Annotated in this window: 9 protein-coding genes; 3 read left to right on the top strand and 6 right to left on the bottom strand. The window is 62.0% G+C overall.

Translation table 11 applies throughout. The features are described from left to right. The first annotated feature begins 39 nt into the window (after positions 1-39). The gene (locus ACP26L_RS19865) at positions 40-3,993 is read left to right on the top strand and encodes a hypothetical protein (protein ID WP_426445693.1); all 3,954 of its coding nucleotides are present in this window, start codon (positions 40-42) and stop codon (positions 3,991-3,993) included. 310 nt (positions 3,994-4,303) lie between these two features. Here ACP26L_RS19865 and ACP26L_RS19860 read toward each other — a convergent pair whose 3' ends face one another. The 5 genes from ACP26L_RS19860 to ACP26L_RS19840 form a co-directional block, all read right to left on the bottom strand. Then, a complete protein-coding gene (locus tag ACP26L_RS19860) occupies positions 4,304-5,470 on the bottom strand; it encodes an RCC1 domain-containing protein (protein WP_426445691.1) in 1,167 nt (388 codons plus the stop codon). A 103-nt stretch (positions 5,471-5,573) separates the two neighbouring features. Next, positions 5,574-7,553: a beta-galactosidase trimerization domain-containing protein gene (locus tag ACP26L_RS19855; RefSeq protein ID WP_426445689.1), complete on the bottom strand. Its 1,980-nt coding sequence runs from the start codon at positions 7,551-7,553 to the stop codon at positions 5,574-5,576. A 37-nt stretch (positions 7,554-7,590) separates the two neighbouring features. Next, complete coding sequence (locus ACP26L_RS19850) at positions 7,591-9,255, bottom strand: extracellular solute-binding protein (RefSeq protein ID WP_426445688.1); 1,665 nt, start codon at positions 9,253-9,255, stop codon at positions 7,591-7,593. Between the two features lie 129 nt (positions 9,256-9,384). After that, entirely contained in the window at positions 9,385-11,037 is a 1,653-nt protein-coding gene (locus ACP26L_RS19845; RefSeq protein WP_426445686.1) for a response regulator transcription factor, read from the bottom strand. Continuing rightward, positions 11,015-12,790: a sensor histidine kinase gene (locus ACP26L_RS19840; RefSeq protein ID WP_426445684.1), complete on the bottom strand. Its 1,776-nt coding sequence runs from the start codon at positions 12,788-12,790 to the stop codon at positions 11,015-11,017. The genes ACP26L_RS19845 and ACP26L_RS19840 overlap by 23 nt, the downstream gene beginning before the upstream one ends. Positions 12,791-12,967: 177 nt before the next feature. Between ACP26L_RS19840 and ACP26L_RS19835 the strand changes: the two genes are divergently transcribed. Together ACP26L_RS19835 and ACP26L_RS19830 are read left to right on the top strand one after the other, a co-directional pair. Further along, complete coding sequence (locus tag ACP26L_RS19835) at positions 12,968-13,876, top strand: ABC transporter permease (RefSeq protein WP_426455018.1); 909 nt, start codon at positions 12,968-12,970, stop codon at positions 13,874-13,876. Positions 13,877-13,907: 31 nt separating this feature from the next. Further along, positions 13,908-14,783, top strand: coding sequence for a carbohydrate ABC transporter permease (locus tag ACP26L_RS19830; RefSeq protein ID WP_426445683.1), 876 nt, complete (start codon positions 13,908-13,910; stop codon positions 14,781-14,783). A gap of 929 nt (positions 14,784-15,712) precedes the next feature. Here the strand turns inward: ACP26L_RS19830 and ACP26L_RS19825 are convergent. Beyond that, on the bottom strand, positions 15,713-18,421 hold the full coding sequence (locus ACP26L_RS19825; RefSeq protein WP_426445681.1) for a family 78 glycoside hydrolase catalytic domain: 2,709 nt from the start codon (positions 18,419-18,421) through the stop codon (positions 15,713-15,715). Between the last annotated feature and the right edge of the window lie 6 nt (positions 18,422-18,427).

Genomic DNA, 18,427 nt, shown 5'->3' with positions numbered 1-18,427 from the left:
TAGGATTCGATAGAGGTACAAAAGAGAGGCGGGTACAGCATGGAGGAACTGAAGCGAAGGTTCGCGGAAGGGGATCCGCGGTTCGGGCCGGTACCCTTCTGGTGGTGGAGCGGCGAGACGGTCACCGAGGAACGGATTGTCTGGCAGATGAGCCAATTCCGCAGAGGAGGGCTGCGCAATATCGGGATCATCAACCTGGCCCCGACCGGGCCGCAGTACGGGTGCGCCGCCGACAGTCCCCCATATGCCAGTGAGGCATGGTGGCAGCTGTTCGCTGTGGTGCTGCGCGAAGCGAAGCGGCTCGGGATGTATGTCTGGTTCTACGACCAGATCGGCTTCTCGGGGGCGAATCTGCTCGCTCGGATCGTGGCCGAGAAGCCGGCGTATGCCGGTTATCAGCTGCGCAGAGCGGGAAGGGGCGAGGGGCTCCCGGAGGGCTCGCTGATCCTTCACGAGGACGTGGAGACGGAGACGGTCTATGCGGCTGTGCGGCAGGGCTTCAACTGGCTGGACCCCGCAGCTTCGACCGAGCTGCGGGCCAGGGTGCACGGCGAGATGGAGCGGCGGTTCCCCGAGGAGCTCGGGCGCACGATTGCCGGCAGCTTCCAGGATGAGCTGCCGCCGCTGCCCTTGTGGACGCCGGAGCTGGATGCCCGGTACCGCGAACGCTATGGCACGGAACTGGGGCCTCTTCTGCCGGCCTTGTTCGACCCGGTGCCGGATGCCGCAGCCATCCGGCACCGGGTGTACCGGCTGGCTGCTGAGCTTGCCGAGCAGTCCTGGTTCATCCCGCTCGGGGAGTGGCACCGGAGCCGCGGCATGCTCATCGGCTGTGATCAAGCCGGTCCGGCCCGCCGGGGCGATCCGAACGGCGCGCAGCGGCTGTACCTGGACTACTTCCGCACGCACCGGTGGTACAATGCGCCTGGGGCGGACATGGACGGGGAGATCAAGCCCCATTCCTCCATGGCCCATCTTCACGGCGGCTCCAGGGTGTGGCTTGAAGGATTCCATACCAGCGGGTGGGGCGGGACGCTGGAGGAGACAATGCACTGGCTCCTCCCCTGGTTCCAGGCGGGGGCGACCCTGTACAGCCCGCACTCGGTATATTACAGCACCCGGGGCGGCTGGTGGGAGTGGGCTCCTCCGGATACCGGGTGGCGGCAGCCCTACTTTGAGCACTATGCGGTCTTCGCCGATACGGTCAGCCGGGTGTGCGCTCTGCTGAGCGAGGGTACCCATGTATGCGACATCGCGGTGCATTATCCGTCCTACGCGGTCAGCGGGCACTTGTCGCTCAGCGATGGCGGTGTTACCGAGCATCCGATGGGCGTGGCCAACCGGGAGCCGAATGAGCGGGTGACCCATATGCAGCGGGTGTACCGGGAGCTGGCCTTCGGCTGGAACCGCAGGGATCAGGCGAATCCCGGCGTGCTTCGCAGAGCGCACCTGGACTTCGACATCGCCGATGACTCCGCACTGGCTCAAGCCGTGCCGCACGGCAGTAAGCTGAGGATAGCGGACGAGTCCTTCTCGGCGCTTCTGCTGTGCGGGACGACGGAGATGGATGAAGAGGCGCGTGCCCGCGTGGAAGCCTGGACCCGGCAGGGGGGACTTGTCGTGGGGGTCAGCGTACCGCCGGAAGAACAAACCCTCGCGGGAGCATTGTATGTGGACCGCGCCGAGGAAGCGCTGACGCTGATCGGCCCCTGGCTGCCGCAGAGAGTAGAAGGGCCGGGGGCTTCGCTGCACCGCCGGACGGCGGACGCCGACATCTTCCTGCTGCTGCCGCAGGATGGAGAGCTGCTTGGCATGCACGAGCCGGCCAGAGTGGACCGGCAGGGGCCGCGGAAGGCGCTGTACCGGCTGCATACGGACCGGGTGCCTGAGCTTTGGGACCCGGTAACCGGACGGACTGAGCCGCTGTCCTTCCGGCGGGAATGCGGGTGGATCGAGGTGGAGCTCACGTTCGAGTCCTGGCCGGCCGCGCTGGTCGTCTGTACGAACCAGGCGGAGCAGCAGAACGGCGATGAACAGGAAGCTGTTTCAGCTTCGGATCCGGCACGGGCTTTGATAAAAACGGAAGAAAGAGGAGCATCTTACCGGCAGCTGGCGGCTGCTCTGGAAGCCCCTTCGCTGAACCCTGCTTCTGAGAGGTATTCGGGGGAGACGGGAGAGACCTCGGCAGCCCCGTGTCCCCTCCGTGTGGAGGATTGGCAGGTCAGCGCCGTGCCCACGCTCGACAACCGCTACGGTGATTTCGATCTCCATGGGCCGGAGCGGGGGCTGCTGCCGGTCGAGCGCAGGATGGTCCGTGTGAAGACGGAGCTGTCCGGTGAAGGTGAAGGAGAAGAGGAAGGATGGCAGCTGCCGGCATGGGATAACTCCGGTTGGACCGAGCTTCTGTGGAGTGAGGCCGCCTACTTCCGGCTCTGCCGGGGAGAGCGCTTCGTGGAAAGCGAATCGGTTCCGGTGGTGTACAGCGAGACCTTCGGCGACCTGTCGGTCCGTCCCTGGGCGGGCCGGATGGGGCGGGTGCCGCGCCGGTTCCTGAACCTGGGGAAGGCAGTCCCGGGGGAAACCGTGTGGGCCCGGACCTACGTGATGGCACCGGCGGAGGGAATCTATTGGCTGCGGGTGGAGAGCAACACCGATCTGACCGGCACGGTGAACGGATACCCCATCCGATGGGAGGGCGGCCCGGAAGAGCAGACGGCAAAGCTTCCGCTGAAGGCAGGGCCGAATGAACTGCTGCTGCGAGCACTGCCCCTGGGCAAGGGAGCGATGAGGGCATCGGTAGATGTGAGTCCTGAAGCCCGCCCGCCGCTGCCGAAGTGGCTGTACAGCCGGCACCCGAACCCGGGTTCCCGCCTCTCGCGCAGGCTGCTTGCACCGTCCGGACAAGGGCCTCTGCGCGTCCGCATGGTCTTCGCCGCAAGAGGCCGCGCAGCGCTGCTCGTCAACGGGGTGAAGGTCACCGAACACGGCGACTATAACCCGTATATCCGGCAGGGCCAGGAGGAAGTGGACGTTACCGCCTGGTGGCGCGACGGGGAGAATGAGATCGCGCTCGTGCTGCCGGAAGGCAAGGGCGAAGTATTCATCGACGGAGCGGCCGAGTACACGGGAGGAGCGTCCCAGCTCTTCTTCACGGGGGCGGACTGGCAGGATGAAACCGGGTCTGAGCCCGGCATCTATCATGCTTCGGTGCTGCAGTACGCGGAGACGGAGTCTCTCTGGCTGACGCCGAGGCCGCATCCGCTGCCGGACGTCGGATGGCTGATGCCGGAGAGCGTGCCCCAGCCAGCTCCGCTTTCACTTCTGGCCGATCCGGAGGAGATCGGGCGGCCGGTTTGGCTGCGCTTCCCGCTGCCGGTGGGAGCGTGTACGATGGCACTCGACTGTGCGGGAGCATTCCAAGTGTGGGTGGACGGCAGGGAGGCTGAGGTGCACGGAGGCAGGGCCTTATTCCCTGCCCAGCGGGCAGGCGTTATGGCAGCCGTCCGCGTGGTTCCCGAGGGGGCGAAGACCGGAGCGGCCGTCCTGCGGAGCCCCATCCGCTTCGAGATCGCACAGGTCCCGGGCGATCTTGGGGACTGGAGGACGGTGCTCCATCTGCCTCATCACAGCGGAGCCGTCGAGTATGAGGCAGAGTTTGACACATCGCAGGCGCTGGCTGCAGGGTGCATTGACCTGGGCCATGTAAGGGGCACGGCCGAAGTGTGGCTGGACGGCCGGCCGCTTGGCGTCCGCCTCTGGAAGCCGTACCGCTTCCGGCTTAATGAGCTGCTGGCCGCGGACACGCACAAGCTGCGCGTTCGCATCACCAGCACGCTGGGGGCACACTACGAGATCGGCCGACCGACGCTGCTTGCCGGCGGCAGCCCGGAGATGACCTACTGGAGTAAAGGGAGAACGGAAGAAGAGGCCTGGCAGCCTTGGTTCGCCTCAGCCGGACTGTACGGCCCGGTAACGGTAACAGAGGAGGCATGATCCGCCCGGTCAGCCATGGGGCGCAGTCGAGCCGCATGGCTTGAACCGGCGGCGAGCTTGCTGCCGTCAGCATTTGACATATGACAGAGAAGCGTCCGGACGTTCCTGGCGCTTCATCAGGCTGCAGACCAAGTCCATATCCCCGTTCAATGCCTCCACTCGTAATTTTCATATAACGCATCGGAGTTCCGTTCATTCTTTGTTCTCAGATTAATAAGCATCAAAAAAGCCATCCTTCCTGCGGACCTGATCCGGCGGGAGAGGATGGCTGCTTTCGTCTTGAAAGGACGGCGAAGCCCGTTATCTTGCGTCACTTTTTACATTTGTTCTTGGAGCAAACCTGGAACGGGGTGGTGCGGTCGTAGCCGCCGCCAAAATAGCCGTCGCCGAGCTGGCCGTAGGTATTATTCCCCCAAGCCCACACGGTTCCGCCGCTTTGGACCGCCAAACCATGGAGAGTGCCCGCAGCAACGGAAGCCACGGAACCCAGCTGGGTTACCTGAACGGGAGCGGAGCTGCTTGTCGTGGTTCCATTGCCGAGCTGCCCGGATGAATTGGTTCCCCAAGCCCACACGGTTCCATCGCTCTTCAGCGCCAAGCTGTAGTCACTTCCTGAGGAGATCGCAGCGGCTGATGCCATACCGGTTACTTGAACGGGAGACGGACTGTTAGATGCCGCGGTTTCACCGCCGAGCTGTCCGCTGTCATTCGCCCCCCAAGCCCACACGGTTCCGTCGCTCTTCAGTGCCGAGCTGAACGTATTGCCTGCAGAGACGGAGACGACCGAACCGAGATCGGTTACCTGTACCGGAACGGAAGTTTCCGTGTAGGTACCATCCCCGAGCTGCCCCGACCAGTTGGCTCCCCAAGCCCACACGCTGCCGTCGGCTTTGACCGCGAGGCTGTGCCCGGAGCCCGCTGCCACAGCGACAACCGAATCGAGACCCTGCACCTGAGCGGGGGTGGAGCGAGCATCGGTGGTTCCATCGCCGAGCTGGCCGTACGTATTCCATCCCCAAGCCCACACGCTGCCGTCGGCTTTGACCGCCAAGCTGTGTGAGTAGCCCGCATCCAGGGCGACAACCGATTGGAGACCCTGGACCTGCACGGGAGTCAAGCGATCATAGGTGGTCCCGTCGCCAAGCTGGCCGAAAAGATTCGATCCCCACGCCCAAGCCGTACCATCGCTTTTGACCGCGAAACTGGCGGCTCCGCCGGCCGAGATGCCGATTACCGAATCGAGGTTCTGCACTGGAATGGGGGAATAACGGTCGGTTTTCGTTCCGTCACCGAGCTGCGCATTGCTGTTCGCTCCCCAAGCCCACACGGTTCCATCCTTTTGGAGAAAGAGAGAATGACCCGAGCCCCCGGCAGCAGCCGCCACAGGAGTCTTGGAACGGTCCGCCGCCACCGCCGTGTTGGCTGTCAGCGCAAGAGAGAGACAAACGACTGCAAACATTCGAGAGAGTCTTTTCATGGAATTTTCCCTCCAGATCAATGGGTATGGAATGGTCAGGCTCATTCAGGCTCACTTTGGATCAAATGAATGCACGCTGCATGTATCGTAGCTGTTCCTTCTTTCACACCTCCAGCACCACCATCTGATGGCCCTCGATCCTCGGCACGCGGATACGTACCGCTCCATCTGGATCACCATCGAACGGCAGCTCATCCAGCTGCGGGGCAAGGGATACCCGCTTCACCGGTACTCCCAGCCGAATCGTAACCTCCGTGTCATACAGCGGGATTACATCCTCGATGACTTCGATCCCGCCGCCACGGCGGACCGGGGAAGCATACAGCAGATGAGCCACATACCGCTTCTTCACGGGCTGCTCCATCAAGGTGACAATTCCCTGCGCCGGCAGGCTCGTCTCCAGGGTTCGGCCGGTCCCGAGCAGCCGCTCCAGTGCGTACAGCACCGTCTCCTTCTGGGCCAAGCTTCCCTTCAAGGCATAATCTTCGAAGACGTTCCATGCGATATAGATGCCGTCCCGGCCTTCGACCATCCCGGGGCCGCCGTCTTCCAGAGTGCTCGGCGTATGCTGATGAGAGCAGAAGGTGAACGCATCCCGGTTGAAGTAAGGATTCTCCCGGACGCCAAGAACGGTGCCGACGCCTGCCGCCTCCACCACACGGCCCTGAGCATAAAACACATACGAAGCCTCCGGCAGGCTGCGGAGCGCAAACGAAGGGCGGAAATAATCCGGCCTATACGGATTCTGGCCCACGTAGCGGACACCCAGATCGAGCACAAAGCCGGTGCCCTCCGGGTTCAGACCGGAAGCACCCGTGGCCAGAAGCCTGCCTCCCCGCGCGGTATAAGCATCCAGCTTGGTCTTCAGCTGGCCCCAAATCCCAATATGATCCGGCAGAACCAGGACGCGGTATCGGAAAAAATCACTGTCGGGATCAATGACGTCGAACAGCAGCTTGCCCTCGAGCAGGATGCGGACCGCACCGCTGTCGCTCACGTTCATCCGCTCATCGGGTATCCTGCCCAGGCGGGATTGCACGGCCTCCACGGACAGCAGCGCGACATCCGCTACATTCCGGACTCCTGTGCACCAAGGCTCCTTACGCTCCACATCGGCATAAGCGGCCCCGATGAGCGAGTAGGAGGCCTTGTCCATGAGCCCGGACGGATGCAGCTGGTCACCGATGGAGCAGCGAGCGCCGCTGGCCAGGCACAACGATGTCTCATACCGGAGGGCATTCGGATGCTTGTAGCCTCCGAACTCTCCCCAGGACGTATGGAACCTGCCCGTCATGCCGAGATAAGGCATACCGAGACCCTGCACATAGCGGGCGGAGAGGGGAAAGTGGTCGTAGCCCCAGCCCCCGGTAGGCAGCGATTCCAGCTCGAGATGAGTGTTCATCCCGGCCAGGTCCCGTCGTCCCCGCTGGATATGGCCGCCGTTATGAAAGACGGGAAGACCCGGCTTCACGGCATCGACCGTCTCGCGGACCCGGCGGGCATAGGCGGCGTACGTGCGCTCCCCGAGCTCCAGCACAGCCTCCGGGTCGCGTGGGTCTATGCCCTCCGCCAGCAGGGCGGCCCTGCAGGTGTGACAGTAACAGCTGCGCACCCCGGCAATATCCAGGAACAGCCCGTCGGCATCGTAGTGGCGGACCACCTCGTCAATCTGCCGCAGCAGAATCTCCAGGTAAGGGGAGTTCAGGCAGAGCAGGTGATAGCCGGGCTTCATGAACCCGTCCACCCAGCTCGTACGGTCGTCCGCGTCACGGATCAGCCATTCGGGATGCCGGCGCGCGAGCTTCTCGTCGAGTCCCGCGGAGAGATAGACGGGCGTCCGCACCCCGATCTCATGGGCCGCATCGATCATGACGCCGAGCAGATCGAACTTCAGGTGGGGATGCATTTCATTGGCCATCGAGGGATGGTAGGCCCAGCCATGGTGGCACTTGGAGAATAACGTGATGGAATCGACATGGCCGAGCCGGAGCATCTCCTGGAACTGACCGGGATCGAAGCGATCCCCGATGCCGGGAATCGCCTCCGAGGTATGAAAATCGAGATGAACCTGACGAAAACGCATGAACCATTCCTCCCGGGATTTGCGGCCGTCCTTTTCGTTATTTGTGTCCGGCGGCCTGGTACCAATCGTTGACTTCCTTCGTGATCTGGTCGCCTCCGGAGGCTTTCCACTTTGCCACGAAGTCATCGAAGGCCGTGAGCGGCTCTTTGCCGTAGATGATCTTGGTAAACACTTCGTTCTCCAGCTTGCGGAGGGCTTCCATCTTCGTGCTCATGGTCGGTGTGGTGGCCCCCTTGAACTCATTCTGGATACCGAACGAAAGCTGCTTCTGCATGATCGCTCCCGGCACATGGGCATCCTTGTAACCCACGTTCCCCTGATCGAATCCATCTCTTGGAGCGGCTCCAGAAGCCAGGTGGGCGAGGGAGTTCACGTTCCTCTCCGGGATCATCGGCGTTCCGTTGCCGAGCAGAATCTGGTCGACCCGCTGGTCCGGCACGGCTACCGGCGCGCCGTTCTCCATCTTGTAATCATAGCCTTCGATGAAGCCGTTCTCGACATCCGACCCTTTCTCCTTGCCCCCGGCCTGAAGCATCTTGTTGAGATACGCCTGGAGGGCTTCCGGCGTCTTGTAGTTCTTGTTAATCAGGTAGACGCCGAGCAGAGAGTCGCCTCCGTTAAAGCCGGGTTTGCCGCTGGGACCTGAGGGCAGCATGACCGGAAGCATGCTGGAGCCCGGCACATTCTTCTTAAGATCCGGCAGCGGCCAGATCGGCAGCCAGTAAGGGCCGTCTATGACGCCCGTTCGTCCGGCCGTCACGAGCTCGGAGGCTTTGGCGGGATCCTTCATGGCAAACTCCGGATCGAGGTAGCCCTTCTCGTACCAGAAGCGCAGCTTCGCGAGCGCCTCCTTAGTCCCCGGCTGTACCGAGCCGTGCTGCAGGGAGCCGTCCGCGCCCTTCAGCCAGTAGGTCGGGACGGTGCCGTAGGCACCAAAGATCCACCCCGTGCTCGCGAATCCCTCCAGCCAGTTGTTCTTCACGCCGAGCGCCAGCCCGTACGTATCCTTTTTACCGTTGCCGTCCGGGTCCTTGTTCACGAAGGCATCCATGACCGCCTCCAGCTCATCGATTGTGGCGGGCGGCTTCAGGTTCAGCTTCGTCAGCCAGTCCTCCCTCAGGTAGAGCACCGGGGAGTTGACGTACGGGTCGGCGGTGTGCGGGATGCCGTACCGCTTGCCGTCTTTGGCGGCAAAGGCCCACAGCTCCGTATGCGCTTTCAGAATCTCCTTGTAGGCGGGAGATGCATGCTTCTCGAAGACTTCGCCGATATCCATGAATTGGCCGGTCTCGATGAGATCGGCGAGGATGGAGCGCCCCTTGGCATCCACACTTACATAGACCACATCGGGCAGCGGCTCGTTCCCGGACAGGGAGAGACGCATTTTGGTCAGGCAGGCGTCGTTCTCCCACGGCGTGGTCCACAGGTACTGGATCTGGATGCCGAGCTTTTCCTTGACCCAATCGAGGCCTACATTTTTCTCAAAGGATTGGTTCTCCTTGTATTTGTAGGTCGCGCTGTAGCACCCCCATGAGGTCATGGTGACCGGCGGGTCGAACCTGCCGTCCTTCAGAACGGAAGCCGGTGCGGTGTTTCCGCCGGTCCCGGGCTCCCCCGCCCCGGAGCATGCCGTCAGGAGGCCTGCCGACAGCAGGACGGCCAGCGCCGCTTTGCCTGCCCGCGGCTGGTATGGGCTTCCCACATCAATTCCCCCTCTTTCAAATGAAAACAGCCTTTGCAACATTTACTTTACTGGAGCTGCCGGCGGCGGTACAGAAGAATTCCTTTACCTTTTGTTATACTTTTTATGGAAAAGGGTGGAAGAAAGGCGTCATTCCGTCTCTTCACGGCCGTCCCTGTACTCCTGGGGGGTGACCCCGTAATGCTGCTTGAACACCTTGATGAAATAAGGGGGATACTGGTAGCCGAGCCTTGCGGTGATCTCGTAGATCTTGAGCTCGGTCGAGCGCAGATAATAGGCGGCCTGCTCCATCCGCAGCTTATAAATTGTATCGCTGATGCTCTCGCCGGTCTCGAGCTTGTAGATGCGCGAGAGGTAGGACGGGTTCAGGCCCACATGCTCCGCAATGGCCTGAAGCGAGATGTCCTTGTCGAGCATCTCCTGCGCATACCGCTGCACCTTCCGCACGAGCTCGCTGCGGGAATCCCTGGCTTCCCGCTCCATTTCGCCTTCGAGCCGGGCCAGCTTCTCCCGGGACCAGTCCGCCAGCTGCCGCGCGGATCGGGGGTATCCGCCTGGCGGCAGACCGCCGGAGGCGGACCAGAGGCCCGGCAGCGGGCGGCCGTGCTTGTGGCTGAGATAGGCGAAGGCGGCGGCGATGCTCCAGAACGCTTCGAGGTGAACATCCAGCGGCCCGCCCGCAAGCCGATCCACCTCCGCCAGGATGTCCTCAAGCTTGCCCTTCGCCTCGCTCCAGCGGCCGCTCTCGAGCAGCTGGCTGAGCGTCGGGGGCTGATAGATCGACTGGAGGGATCCGGGCCGGACGCCTTCGGCGGGAGGCTCCTGGTAGGTGAACAGCAGCTCCCGTTCCCCGCCGATCCGGCTGCGGAAGCAGGTGAGGGCGGAGCCGTAGGAGGCTGCGAGCTCGCCAGGATACCGGCCCCAGGGACCGATGAGCAGGGAGAGGCCCGCCTTCAGGTAATTCTTGACGCTGCTCTGCACCTCGGCGGCAAGCTTCTCCAGCAGCTGCTGGCACAGGGCCAGTTCGGCTTCCCGCTGCAGGCCGGATTCGATCTCCTCCCGCACCGGCTGGGCAAGGAGCACAAGGTAATCGTGCGCATCCCGGCAGGACCAGAGCCGGAAGTAGGGATGAAGCACTTCCTCCGCGATGTTGAGGACGGCATATTCCAGGAGAGCAGGATCGTCCGGACCGGCATCCGGGGGTTCCCCCTCGAGGCGGATCATTATCATGCCGCTCGGCTCGCCCGGGATGAAGGGGAGCTGCAGGGTCGCCTGCTTGTGCGCCAGGAGCTCCAGCGGGAAGGTCTTTCCGCTCAGGAGATCGTTCAGCAGCCGGCTCCTCAACAGCGGAAGATGCTCCCTCAGCGCATAGACGGCGCTCAGCAGCGAATGGCGCGCCTGCCATTCCTGCCGCTTGCGCTCCAGAATGCTCCGCAGAGCCGCCGTCACGCTGTCGTTGCGGAACGGCTTCAGGATATAATCAGCCGCCTGAATCTCGACGGCATGGCGTGCGTATTCGAAGTCCGCATGGCCGGTCAAAAAGACGACGCTGATCCCTTTCCACCGCGAGCGGATGACCGCGGAGAGCTCGATCCCGGACATCTCCGGCATCCGGATATCCGTCAGGACGATATCCACGGGGTGGCGGTTCAGAATCTCCAGCGCTTCCTGAGCGGAATAAGCTTTGTGTACCGTCTCGATGTTCAGTTCAGCCCAAGGCAGGGAGACCTCCAGGCTGTCGGCGACGGACGACTCATCGTCAACCAGCAGAATGTGATACACGGACAGTCAGCTCCTTTCGGTCTTTGCGTTCCTTATTGCTTACCGGCCATTTCAATTCCACGCCTAGGCCGCCCAGCGGGGAAGGAAAGAACGAGACGCCCGATTCCGGGCCGAATTCCAGCTGGAGGCGCTGATTCACGTTCCAGAGACCGCAGCCGGTTTGCTCCGTCAGAGGGGTCTGAAGCTTTTGCTCCAGGGAGGCCAGCGCTTCCCTGGAAAGTCCCTTTCCGTTATCCGATACGATCAGGCGGCACCAGCCTTCTCCGAGTTCCCCCCGGATCTCCACCGCTCCGGCGCCGAGGCGGTTCTCGATGCCGTGCACCACCGCATTCTCGACAATCGGCTGCAGCAGGATGCGCGGGATCTCCAGCGTCTCCATTTCCTGGGGAATATCCATCTCAAAAGACAGGCGCGGCATGCGGAGCTGCTGAATGGACAGGTAGCTGCGGACGAATTCGGCTTCCTCCCGGACCGCAGCGAGCCTTTTTTCCGTACGTGTCGTGTAGCGGTAGAAGTCCCCGAGGTTGACAATCATACTCTCCACCGCCTCCACGTTGCCGAGGATCGACATTGTCTTGATCGTATTGAGGCTGTTGTACAGGAAGTGGGGATTGATCTGCGACTGCAGCTGCTTGAGCACGGCCTCGCGGGAGCGCAGCTTCTCCTCATACACATGCTCGATCAGCATCTGAAGCTCGGCGGCCATCCCGTTGTACCGGTCGAACAGGTACTCGAACTCGGCTCCCCCGCGGTGCCGGATCCGGTACGAATAATCCCCCTGCTTCAGCCGCTGCAGCGCGCGGACCAGCACCAGGATCGGCGTCTGGACGTGGCGGTGGAACAGGAGCGAGCCGATGAGGGAGATGAGCAGGAGCGAAGCGATCGACAGGTAGAAGATCGTCCGGCTGTTGTGGACAGAGGAGAACAGGGACTCTTCGGGATAGTAGTCGGCCAGATACATGCCGAGCCTCTCGGAATAGATGAGGTACACCAGATAGCTGCCGTTCTCCGTGCGGATATCCTGCGTCCAAGAGCGGTCTTCCGGCAGCGAGCCGAGCATACCCGTGATGAGGGACACAGTCTCCACGTCAGAGGTGCGGCTTCGGATCGGATTGGTTCCCGGACGATAGAAGAACGGATCACCGGGTCCGCCGGCTTTGAACTCATCGAGCATGGAGACCAGGCTCCGTTCGGGGAAACCCACCTCGATAACGAAGCTGGCATCGCGCGGCCGTACTCGATAGGAAGCAGGCTCGATCAGGTGGTAGACGAAGCCGGGCATCTGCGTTCCGTACAAGGTGAACTTCCGGCGGACCCATCCCGGCTCCAGGGGATACTCGAACAGCGATTCGTCGTAGGGGGACCCGTCCGTGGAGATGATTTCCTTCGAACCGGGGAGATACAGGTTCATATGGTTTTCCCAGGGGCTCGAGGAGCTCAGCAGCCGGAGCTTCTCCGACAGGCTCGTGACGCTTTTCCACTTGCTGAACGCATCGGAATCCAGGCTAGAAGCCTGGAGCTCGCTCATGGTGGGATCGCGGGCAATCTGGGCGGAATAGTAGCTCATCTGCTCCAGCTTTGTTTCTACTTGTGACAGGAAGAAGCGGAGGCGGCCGAAAGTGGACTGTTCAATCTCGCGCCGGATATGGCTCTCTGACACGTGATTGAAGTAGATGTACAGCAGGATGACGGGAAGGAGAAGGACGACGATCAGGATGATCATTTTGCTGAAGATGCTGCCCTTGACAGGCATGGCGACCCTCCTTCAAGGTATACCTCATGAAATCATCATGGGATGTAAAGGATTTCTTCTATCAGGCCCCCGATATCATTAATACAATATAACAAAAAGTGGAAAAGCAAAAGAGAGAAGGGGAGAAGTCCTGTGCGTGAGGCAGACGTTCCCAATCCTGGACAGAACGGGGCGGCTGTGAAGCCCCAGCCTGCGCCAAGAAAAAACAGAACCGCTGTCTTTCATCTGATGCTGCTGCCGGCAGTCCTGCTGACCCTGGTCTTCGCCTATCTTCCGATGGCGGGGCTCATCATGGCGTTCCAGGATTATAAGCCCTGGCTTGGATTCGCGGGCTCGCCCTGGGTGGGCCTGGACCACTTCCGCTATCTGCTCGAGAGGGAGGACGGCCTGCAGGTCATCTGGAATACGCTGGTGATCTCAGGGTTCAAAATCATCCTGCACCTGCTGGTCCCGCTCTTGTTCGCGCTGCTGCTGAATGAAGTTCGGCACAAGGTCTTCCGGCGCCTGGTTCAGACACTGGTCTATATGCCGCATTTCCTGTCCTGGGTCATCTTCGGCGGGCTGCTGCTCGATCTGCTGTCCGTGAACGGCCTGGTGAACCGGCTCCTCGCGGAGGGACTCGGGCTCGGCCCGCTCCCGTTCCTGAGCGACGGAGACCTGTTCCGGTGGACTGTGATCCTCACCGATGTGTGGAAGGAGTTCGGCTTCGGTGCGATCATCTTCCTAGCGGCGCTGGCCGGGGTGAACCCGGCGCTGTACGAAGCCGCCGAGATGGACGGGGCCGGCCGCTTCAGGATGACGATTCACATCACGCTGCCGGCGATTCTGCCGATCGTGATCGTGCTGCTGACGCTGTCGCTCGGGAGCGTCCTCAGTGCCAATTTTGACCAGATCTTCAATCTTTACAATGCGCTAGTGTATGACAAAGGGGACATCATCGACACGTTCGTCTACCGGGTGGGTCTGATCGACGGCCAGTTCAGCTTCGCGGCGGCGGTCGGCATGTTCAAATCCGTGGTCAGCCTGATCCTGATCGCCTCCGCGTATTGGGCGGCTTACCGGTTCGCAGGCTACAGAGTGTTCTAACAAGTAGGCGTGTGAAAAAGGAGGTTCAGCCGTGTACCATAAATCTCCATCTTACCGGGCAGCCTATGTGCTGATCCTGGCATTCCTCGGGCTGCTCGCGCTGCTCTGCCTGCTGCCCGCCGTCCACCTGCTGGCCGTGTCGCTGAGCGGCAAAGCCCCGGCATCGGCCAATCTCGTGACGCTATGGCCGATGGATTTCACGTGGGCCTCCTATCAGAAGACGCTCAGCAATGAGAACTTTCTCCGCTCCCTGTGGAATACGGCCGAGCGGGTTCTCCTTGGCGTCGGACTCGGGATGATGCTGACCGTCGTAACCGCGTACCCGCTCTCGAAGGATGACCGGATCTTTCCCCAGCGGAGCCGGTATATCTGGTTCTTCGTGGTGACGATGCTGTTCAGCGGCGGCCTCGTTCCGAACTATATCCTGATCCGCATGCTGCATCTCACGGATACGGTCTGGGCGCTGCTGCTTCCCCTACTTGTGAACGTGTGGAACATTCTGCTCCTGCTGAACTTCTTCCGCACCCTCCCGAAGGAGCTCGAAGAGGCCGCGCTCATCGACGGGGCAGGGCATTGGAGAACCCTCTTCTCTGTGTATGTGCCGGTGTCGCTGCCCGCGATCGTGACGCTGTCTCTCTTCACGATGGTGACCCACTGGAACTCGTGGTTCGACGGGATGATCTACATGAAGCAGGCAAACTGGCCGCTGGCCACCCTGCTGCAGTCGATCATCGTGCAGGTCGACTTCACCAAGCTGGCCGCGAATCCGGCGGAGTTGTCCCAGCTGTCGGACCGTTCGCTGAAGGCATCGCAGATCTTCATCGGCGCGCTGCCGGTGCTCTTGCTGTATCCGTTCCTGCAGCGGTACTTCGTCAAGGGCGTCGTGATTGGCGCCGTGAAGGAGTAGAGCGTGGGGATCCTGTTCGTCCGAATATTCAGAGAGGATCATACGCATTCGCTTCGCTTCTACGGGCGCGCTAGCAGTCTATGAAAAATAGCGGAAGTACAGTGCGTTATTCCCACTTTTCGATGGTACCTGCCAGCAATAAAGGAACTCAGATACGCTATGGTAGGGATGAGCGCGGTTTCCGGACCTTTTCCCCCAATATAAGGTATCTGAGTTCCGCTATTTTGCGGGAAATGCTGGGAAATACCCCAATAAGATACCTCGCATCCGCTATTTTAAACGAACGTTGGGGCGCCTTGCCGAAACGCTCTGGATGCCGCGATCCGCGATATCCAGTTCGAACCGGAAGGTATGCGTTCAGCCTCATCTGCCGGGCTGCGCAATCAATACGGTTAAAACTTCATGACCGAAACGCAGACGGCGCGCTCGCTCCTCAATGCGAAGACCACCGAGATCAAGCTTTACCGGCGCAATTAGCGGATCAGCTCCGGCTGCAGCTGAGACCCTCTGTCCGGCAGGCGTACTCACCGCACCTCTATCCCCGTATGAACAGCGGTGAGATAGGGATTCTGCCAGATTAGGAGCCTCCCGGCGGTCCAGGCACTTTTAATATGATTAATAAGTGCACCGTCCTCTAATGGGCGCCGACTGGCGCTCTTCATAGAGGGTTCACTCCTGTGATCCGGCTTCGTAAGGCGGGACGGAGGGAGAGTAGGAGTGAGTTTTATCCCGCTCATGACGCAAAGAGGCAGCTGCTGGTATGCAGTCTGCCTCTTTTTGCTGTGCGCGGGCGGGGAGGATGTAAGGAGATCAGTAGAGGGGGAAGAGGAAGATGGCACGCGGGGCGGGTACAAAGGTGAGGGAGGGGGGACGTGGATCAGTGGCATGTGAATAAGGGGAAACGGGAGGAGCGGTTTGCCCTGCTGCGCTTACAGAGTGCTGTGGAACCGGTATGTTCCGGAACCCAGCCGCAGCACCGCACAGCCGTCCTCCCAGGTCGTGCAGCTTATCCCATGGGCCTCCCGAAGGGGGCTGCCGTTCTCCGTAACGGCGTCCACCGATGATGCCGGTATGCGGAGCTCGGCCGTGCTGTTCATAGGGACCTCCAATTCGAGCGTGAGCCGGCCGGCCCCCGTTCTCTCCCAGCCGACGCGCACGGTGCCGCAGGGCAGCCGGTGGGAAGCGCGGACATACGACAGCCCTTCCGGGAAGGCGGGCCGCAGATCCAGAGCGAACCCTTCGGCCGCCGGGTCGAACCGGTACCGGATCCCGGCGAGACCGGCATAGAACCATTCTTCGATGTGGCCCAGCATGAAGTGGTTCTGCGACTTGCCGACGGTCGGCCCGTCCCAGGCTTCGGTGAGCGTAGTGGCCCCGTGCAGCAGCTGATAGGCATAGCCGGGGGATTCCGACTGCCGGGCCATTCCGTACACGAGGTCCGAATGCCCGGAGCGCATCAGAGCGAGCAGGACATACCGGTGGCCCACATCGCCCGCCGTGGTTCGGAGTCCCTGCCGCCGGATCACATCCGTCAGCCCGGCCAGCAGGGCGGGTTCGTGCTCTTCTGCAGCAAGCCCCAGCACCAGCGGCATCGCGTACGAGGTCTGGCTGCCCTCCGCATACCGGCGCACCTCCTCGTCGAAGAACGCCTCCCGGAACGCATTCTTGATTCGGCTGCACAAGCCTCGATAGAAGGAGGCGTCCTCCCGGCGTCCGAGCAGCTCGGCGATGTCCGCGAACACGCCGGTCATGTGGTAATACATGGCCGTCTCGGTTAGGGCCACAGGCGTGTTCTGTGTGAACCCCGGTCCGTTCGGCCCCACATCATACCAGTCGCCGAGGCCGTAATCGACCAGATGCCCCTTCGATTTTCCGGCAACATAATCCACGTAGGCTTTCATCCCGTCGTAATGCTCTTCCAGTTGGCGTCGGCTGCCGTACAGCTTGAGCAGATTCCACCCGGTCAGCACATAAGCAGCCCCCCACGAGACGGAATCGCGGAACACCTCCCACGGCTCGGGAAAGACAACATATTCGGGGGCCGTGGTTGGCACCATGCCGCCGGGCAGCTGGGCGTCCCGGATGTCCTCCATGGTTTTGACCAGCAATCGCTCAATGTCATGGTTGTACGCGGCGGCGGGCCCCATGAGATGCACCTGCTCCAACCAGCCGAGCTTCTCGCGGTGCGGGCAGTCGGTGAAGATGCTCTTGGCATTACTGAGGATGGCCATATTGATGATCTCATGCGTCCGGTTCAGGAGGGCGTCCGAGCATTCGAAGCTGCCCGCCGTCTCCATATCGGGGTTGATCATGGAGCCTTCGAGTTCAAGCAGCTCGGTGGAGGCATCCGGCGCGGAAGCGGCTTCAGGCCGGCCTGCACCACCAGAGGGCACGGCTCCTTCCACCTGCACATAGCGGAAGCCGTAATAGCTGAACCGCGGCGACCAGATCTCCTCGCCGTCCCCGCGCAGCGTGTAGTGGAACCGGTAAGGGGAACCGGTCCACTTCTGGCTGACGGTGCCGTCCTCCTTCAGCAGTTCGCCGGGGGAGAGCGTGATCCGTGTGCCGGCTGCTCCGCGCACCCGGATCCGGACCCAGCCGGCGAAGTTCTGCCCGAGGTCGGCGACATACACGTCAGGCCGCGGGCGCGTATACCCGGCCGGGTGGAAGACGCGGCGTACCTGCAGCGGCGGTGAGGCCTGCGCTTTGAGCCTGCCAGCCGGAGGCGCTGCACGGAGGGCAGAGGTCCAGCCGCCGTCTTCGGCATATTCGGCCATATCCCAGCCGGGCCGTTCAAGCCGGGCGTCGTAATCTTCTCCGCCGTAGATGCAGGAGAAGGTCAGGGGGCCTGGGGCGGTCTTCCAGCCCTCCCCGCTGACAATGGTCACCCGGGAGCCGTCGCCGAGCTCCGCCTCCAGCTGCACAAGACATTTCGGCGTGCCGAAGGAGCCTTTGTATTTCGTGTACCGGCCGCCGGCCACATGGTAGAAGCCATTGCCGAGCAGCACGCCGGCGGCATTGGCCCCTTCCTGCAGGTACTCCGTAACGTCATAGACGGAGTAGAGGCAGGTCCGGTGGTAGTTGGTCCAGCCCGGCTCGAGCACCCGGTCGCCGACCTTCCTCCCGTTGAGCCGAAGCTCATAGTGGCCGAGGCCGCAGACATAGACCCGAGCGGACTTCACCGGGAGGTCCAGCCGGAATTCGGTGCGGAAGAGGGGCAGCGCTTCCGGCTGAGAGCTTTCTGGTGCCTGATCCCCGCCGGCTGGTGCCTCCATCCAGGAGGCCTTCCAATCCGGCTCGTGCAGCAGGCCGGTCTCGAACCAGGAGACCCTGCTGCACAGCGGCTCCCCGGAGGCCATTCGCACTTCGACCCGCCAATAATACCGGGTACGGGAGAGCAGCGGGGGCCCTTCATACGGAACATGCGCGCAGTTCCGGCTGTCCGTGAATTCGCTGTCCCACACTGTCCCCGTCCCGCTGCCGGCTTCCTGTTCGCTCAGCGCAACCACGATCCGGTAGGCAGCCTGAAGCTGCCCGCGTCCGGCATCCCCGGCGAAGCTCCACCGGAAAGCGGGAGAGGGCACGTCAATCCCGAGCGGTTCCTCCGACGACTCCACGTACATGCGGTCGATATGCACCCTCGC

The organism is Paenibacillus sp. S-38 (assembly GCF_049942825.1).
Classification (GTDB): domain Bacteria; phylum Bacillota; class Bacilli; order Paenibacillales; family NBRC-103111; genus Paenibacillus_G.
This window is presented reverse-complemented; position numbering and strand designations above follow the sequence as displayed.

Bases quoted from the DNA above. Each gene is read 5' to 3' on its own strand.
- ACP26L_RS19865 (WP_426445693.1), top strand. From the start codon at position 40: ATGGAGGAACTGAAGCGAAGGTTCGCGGAAGGGGATCCGCGGTTCGGG.
- ACP26L_RS19855 (WP_426445689.1), bottom strand. From the start codon at position 7,553: ATGCGTTTTCGTCAGGTTCATCTCGATTTTCATACCTCGGAGGCGATT.
- ACP26L_RS19840 (WP_426445684.1), bottom strand. From the start codon at position 12,790: ATGCCTGTCAAGGGCAGCATCTTCAGCAAAATGATCATCCTGATCGTC.
- ACP26L_RS19860 (WP_426445691.1), bottom strand. From the start codon at position 5,470: ATGAAAAGACTCTCTCGAATGTTTGCAGTCGTTTGTCTCTCTCTTGCG.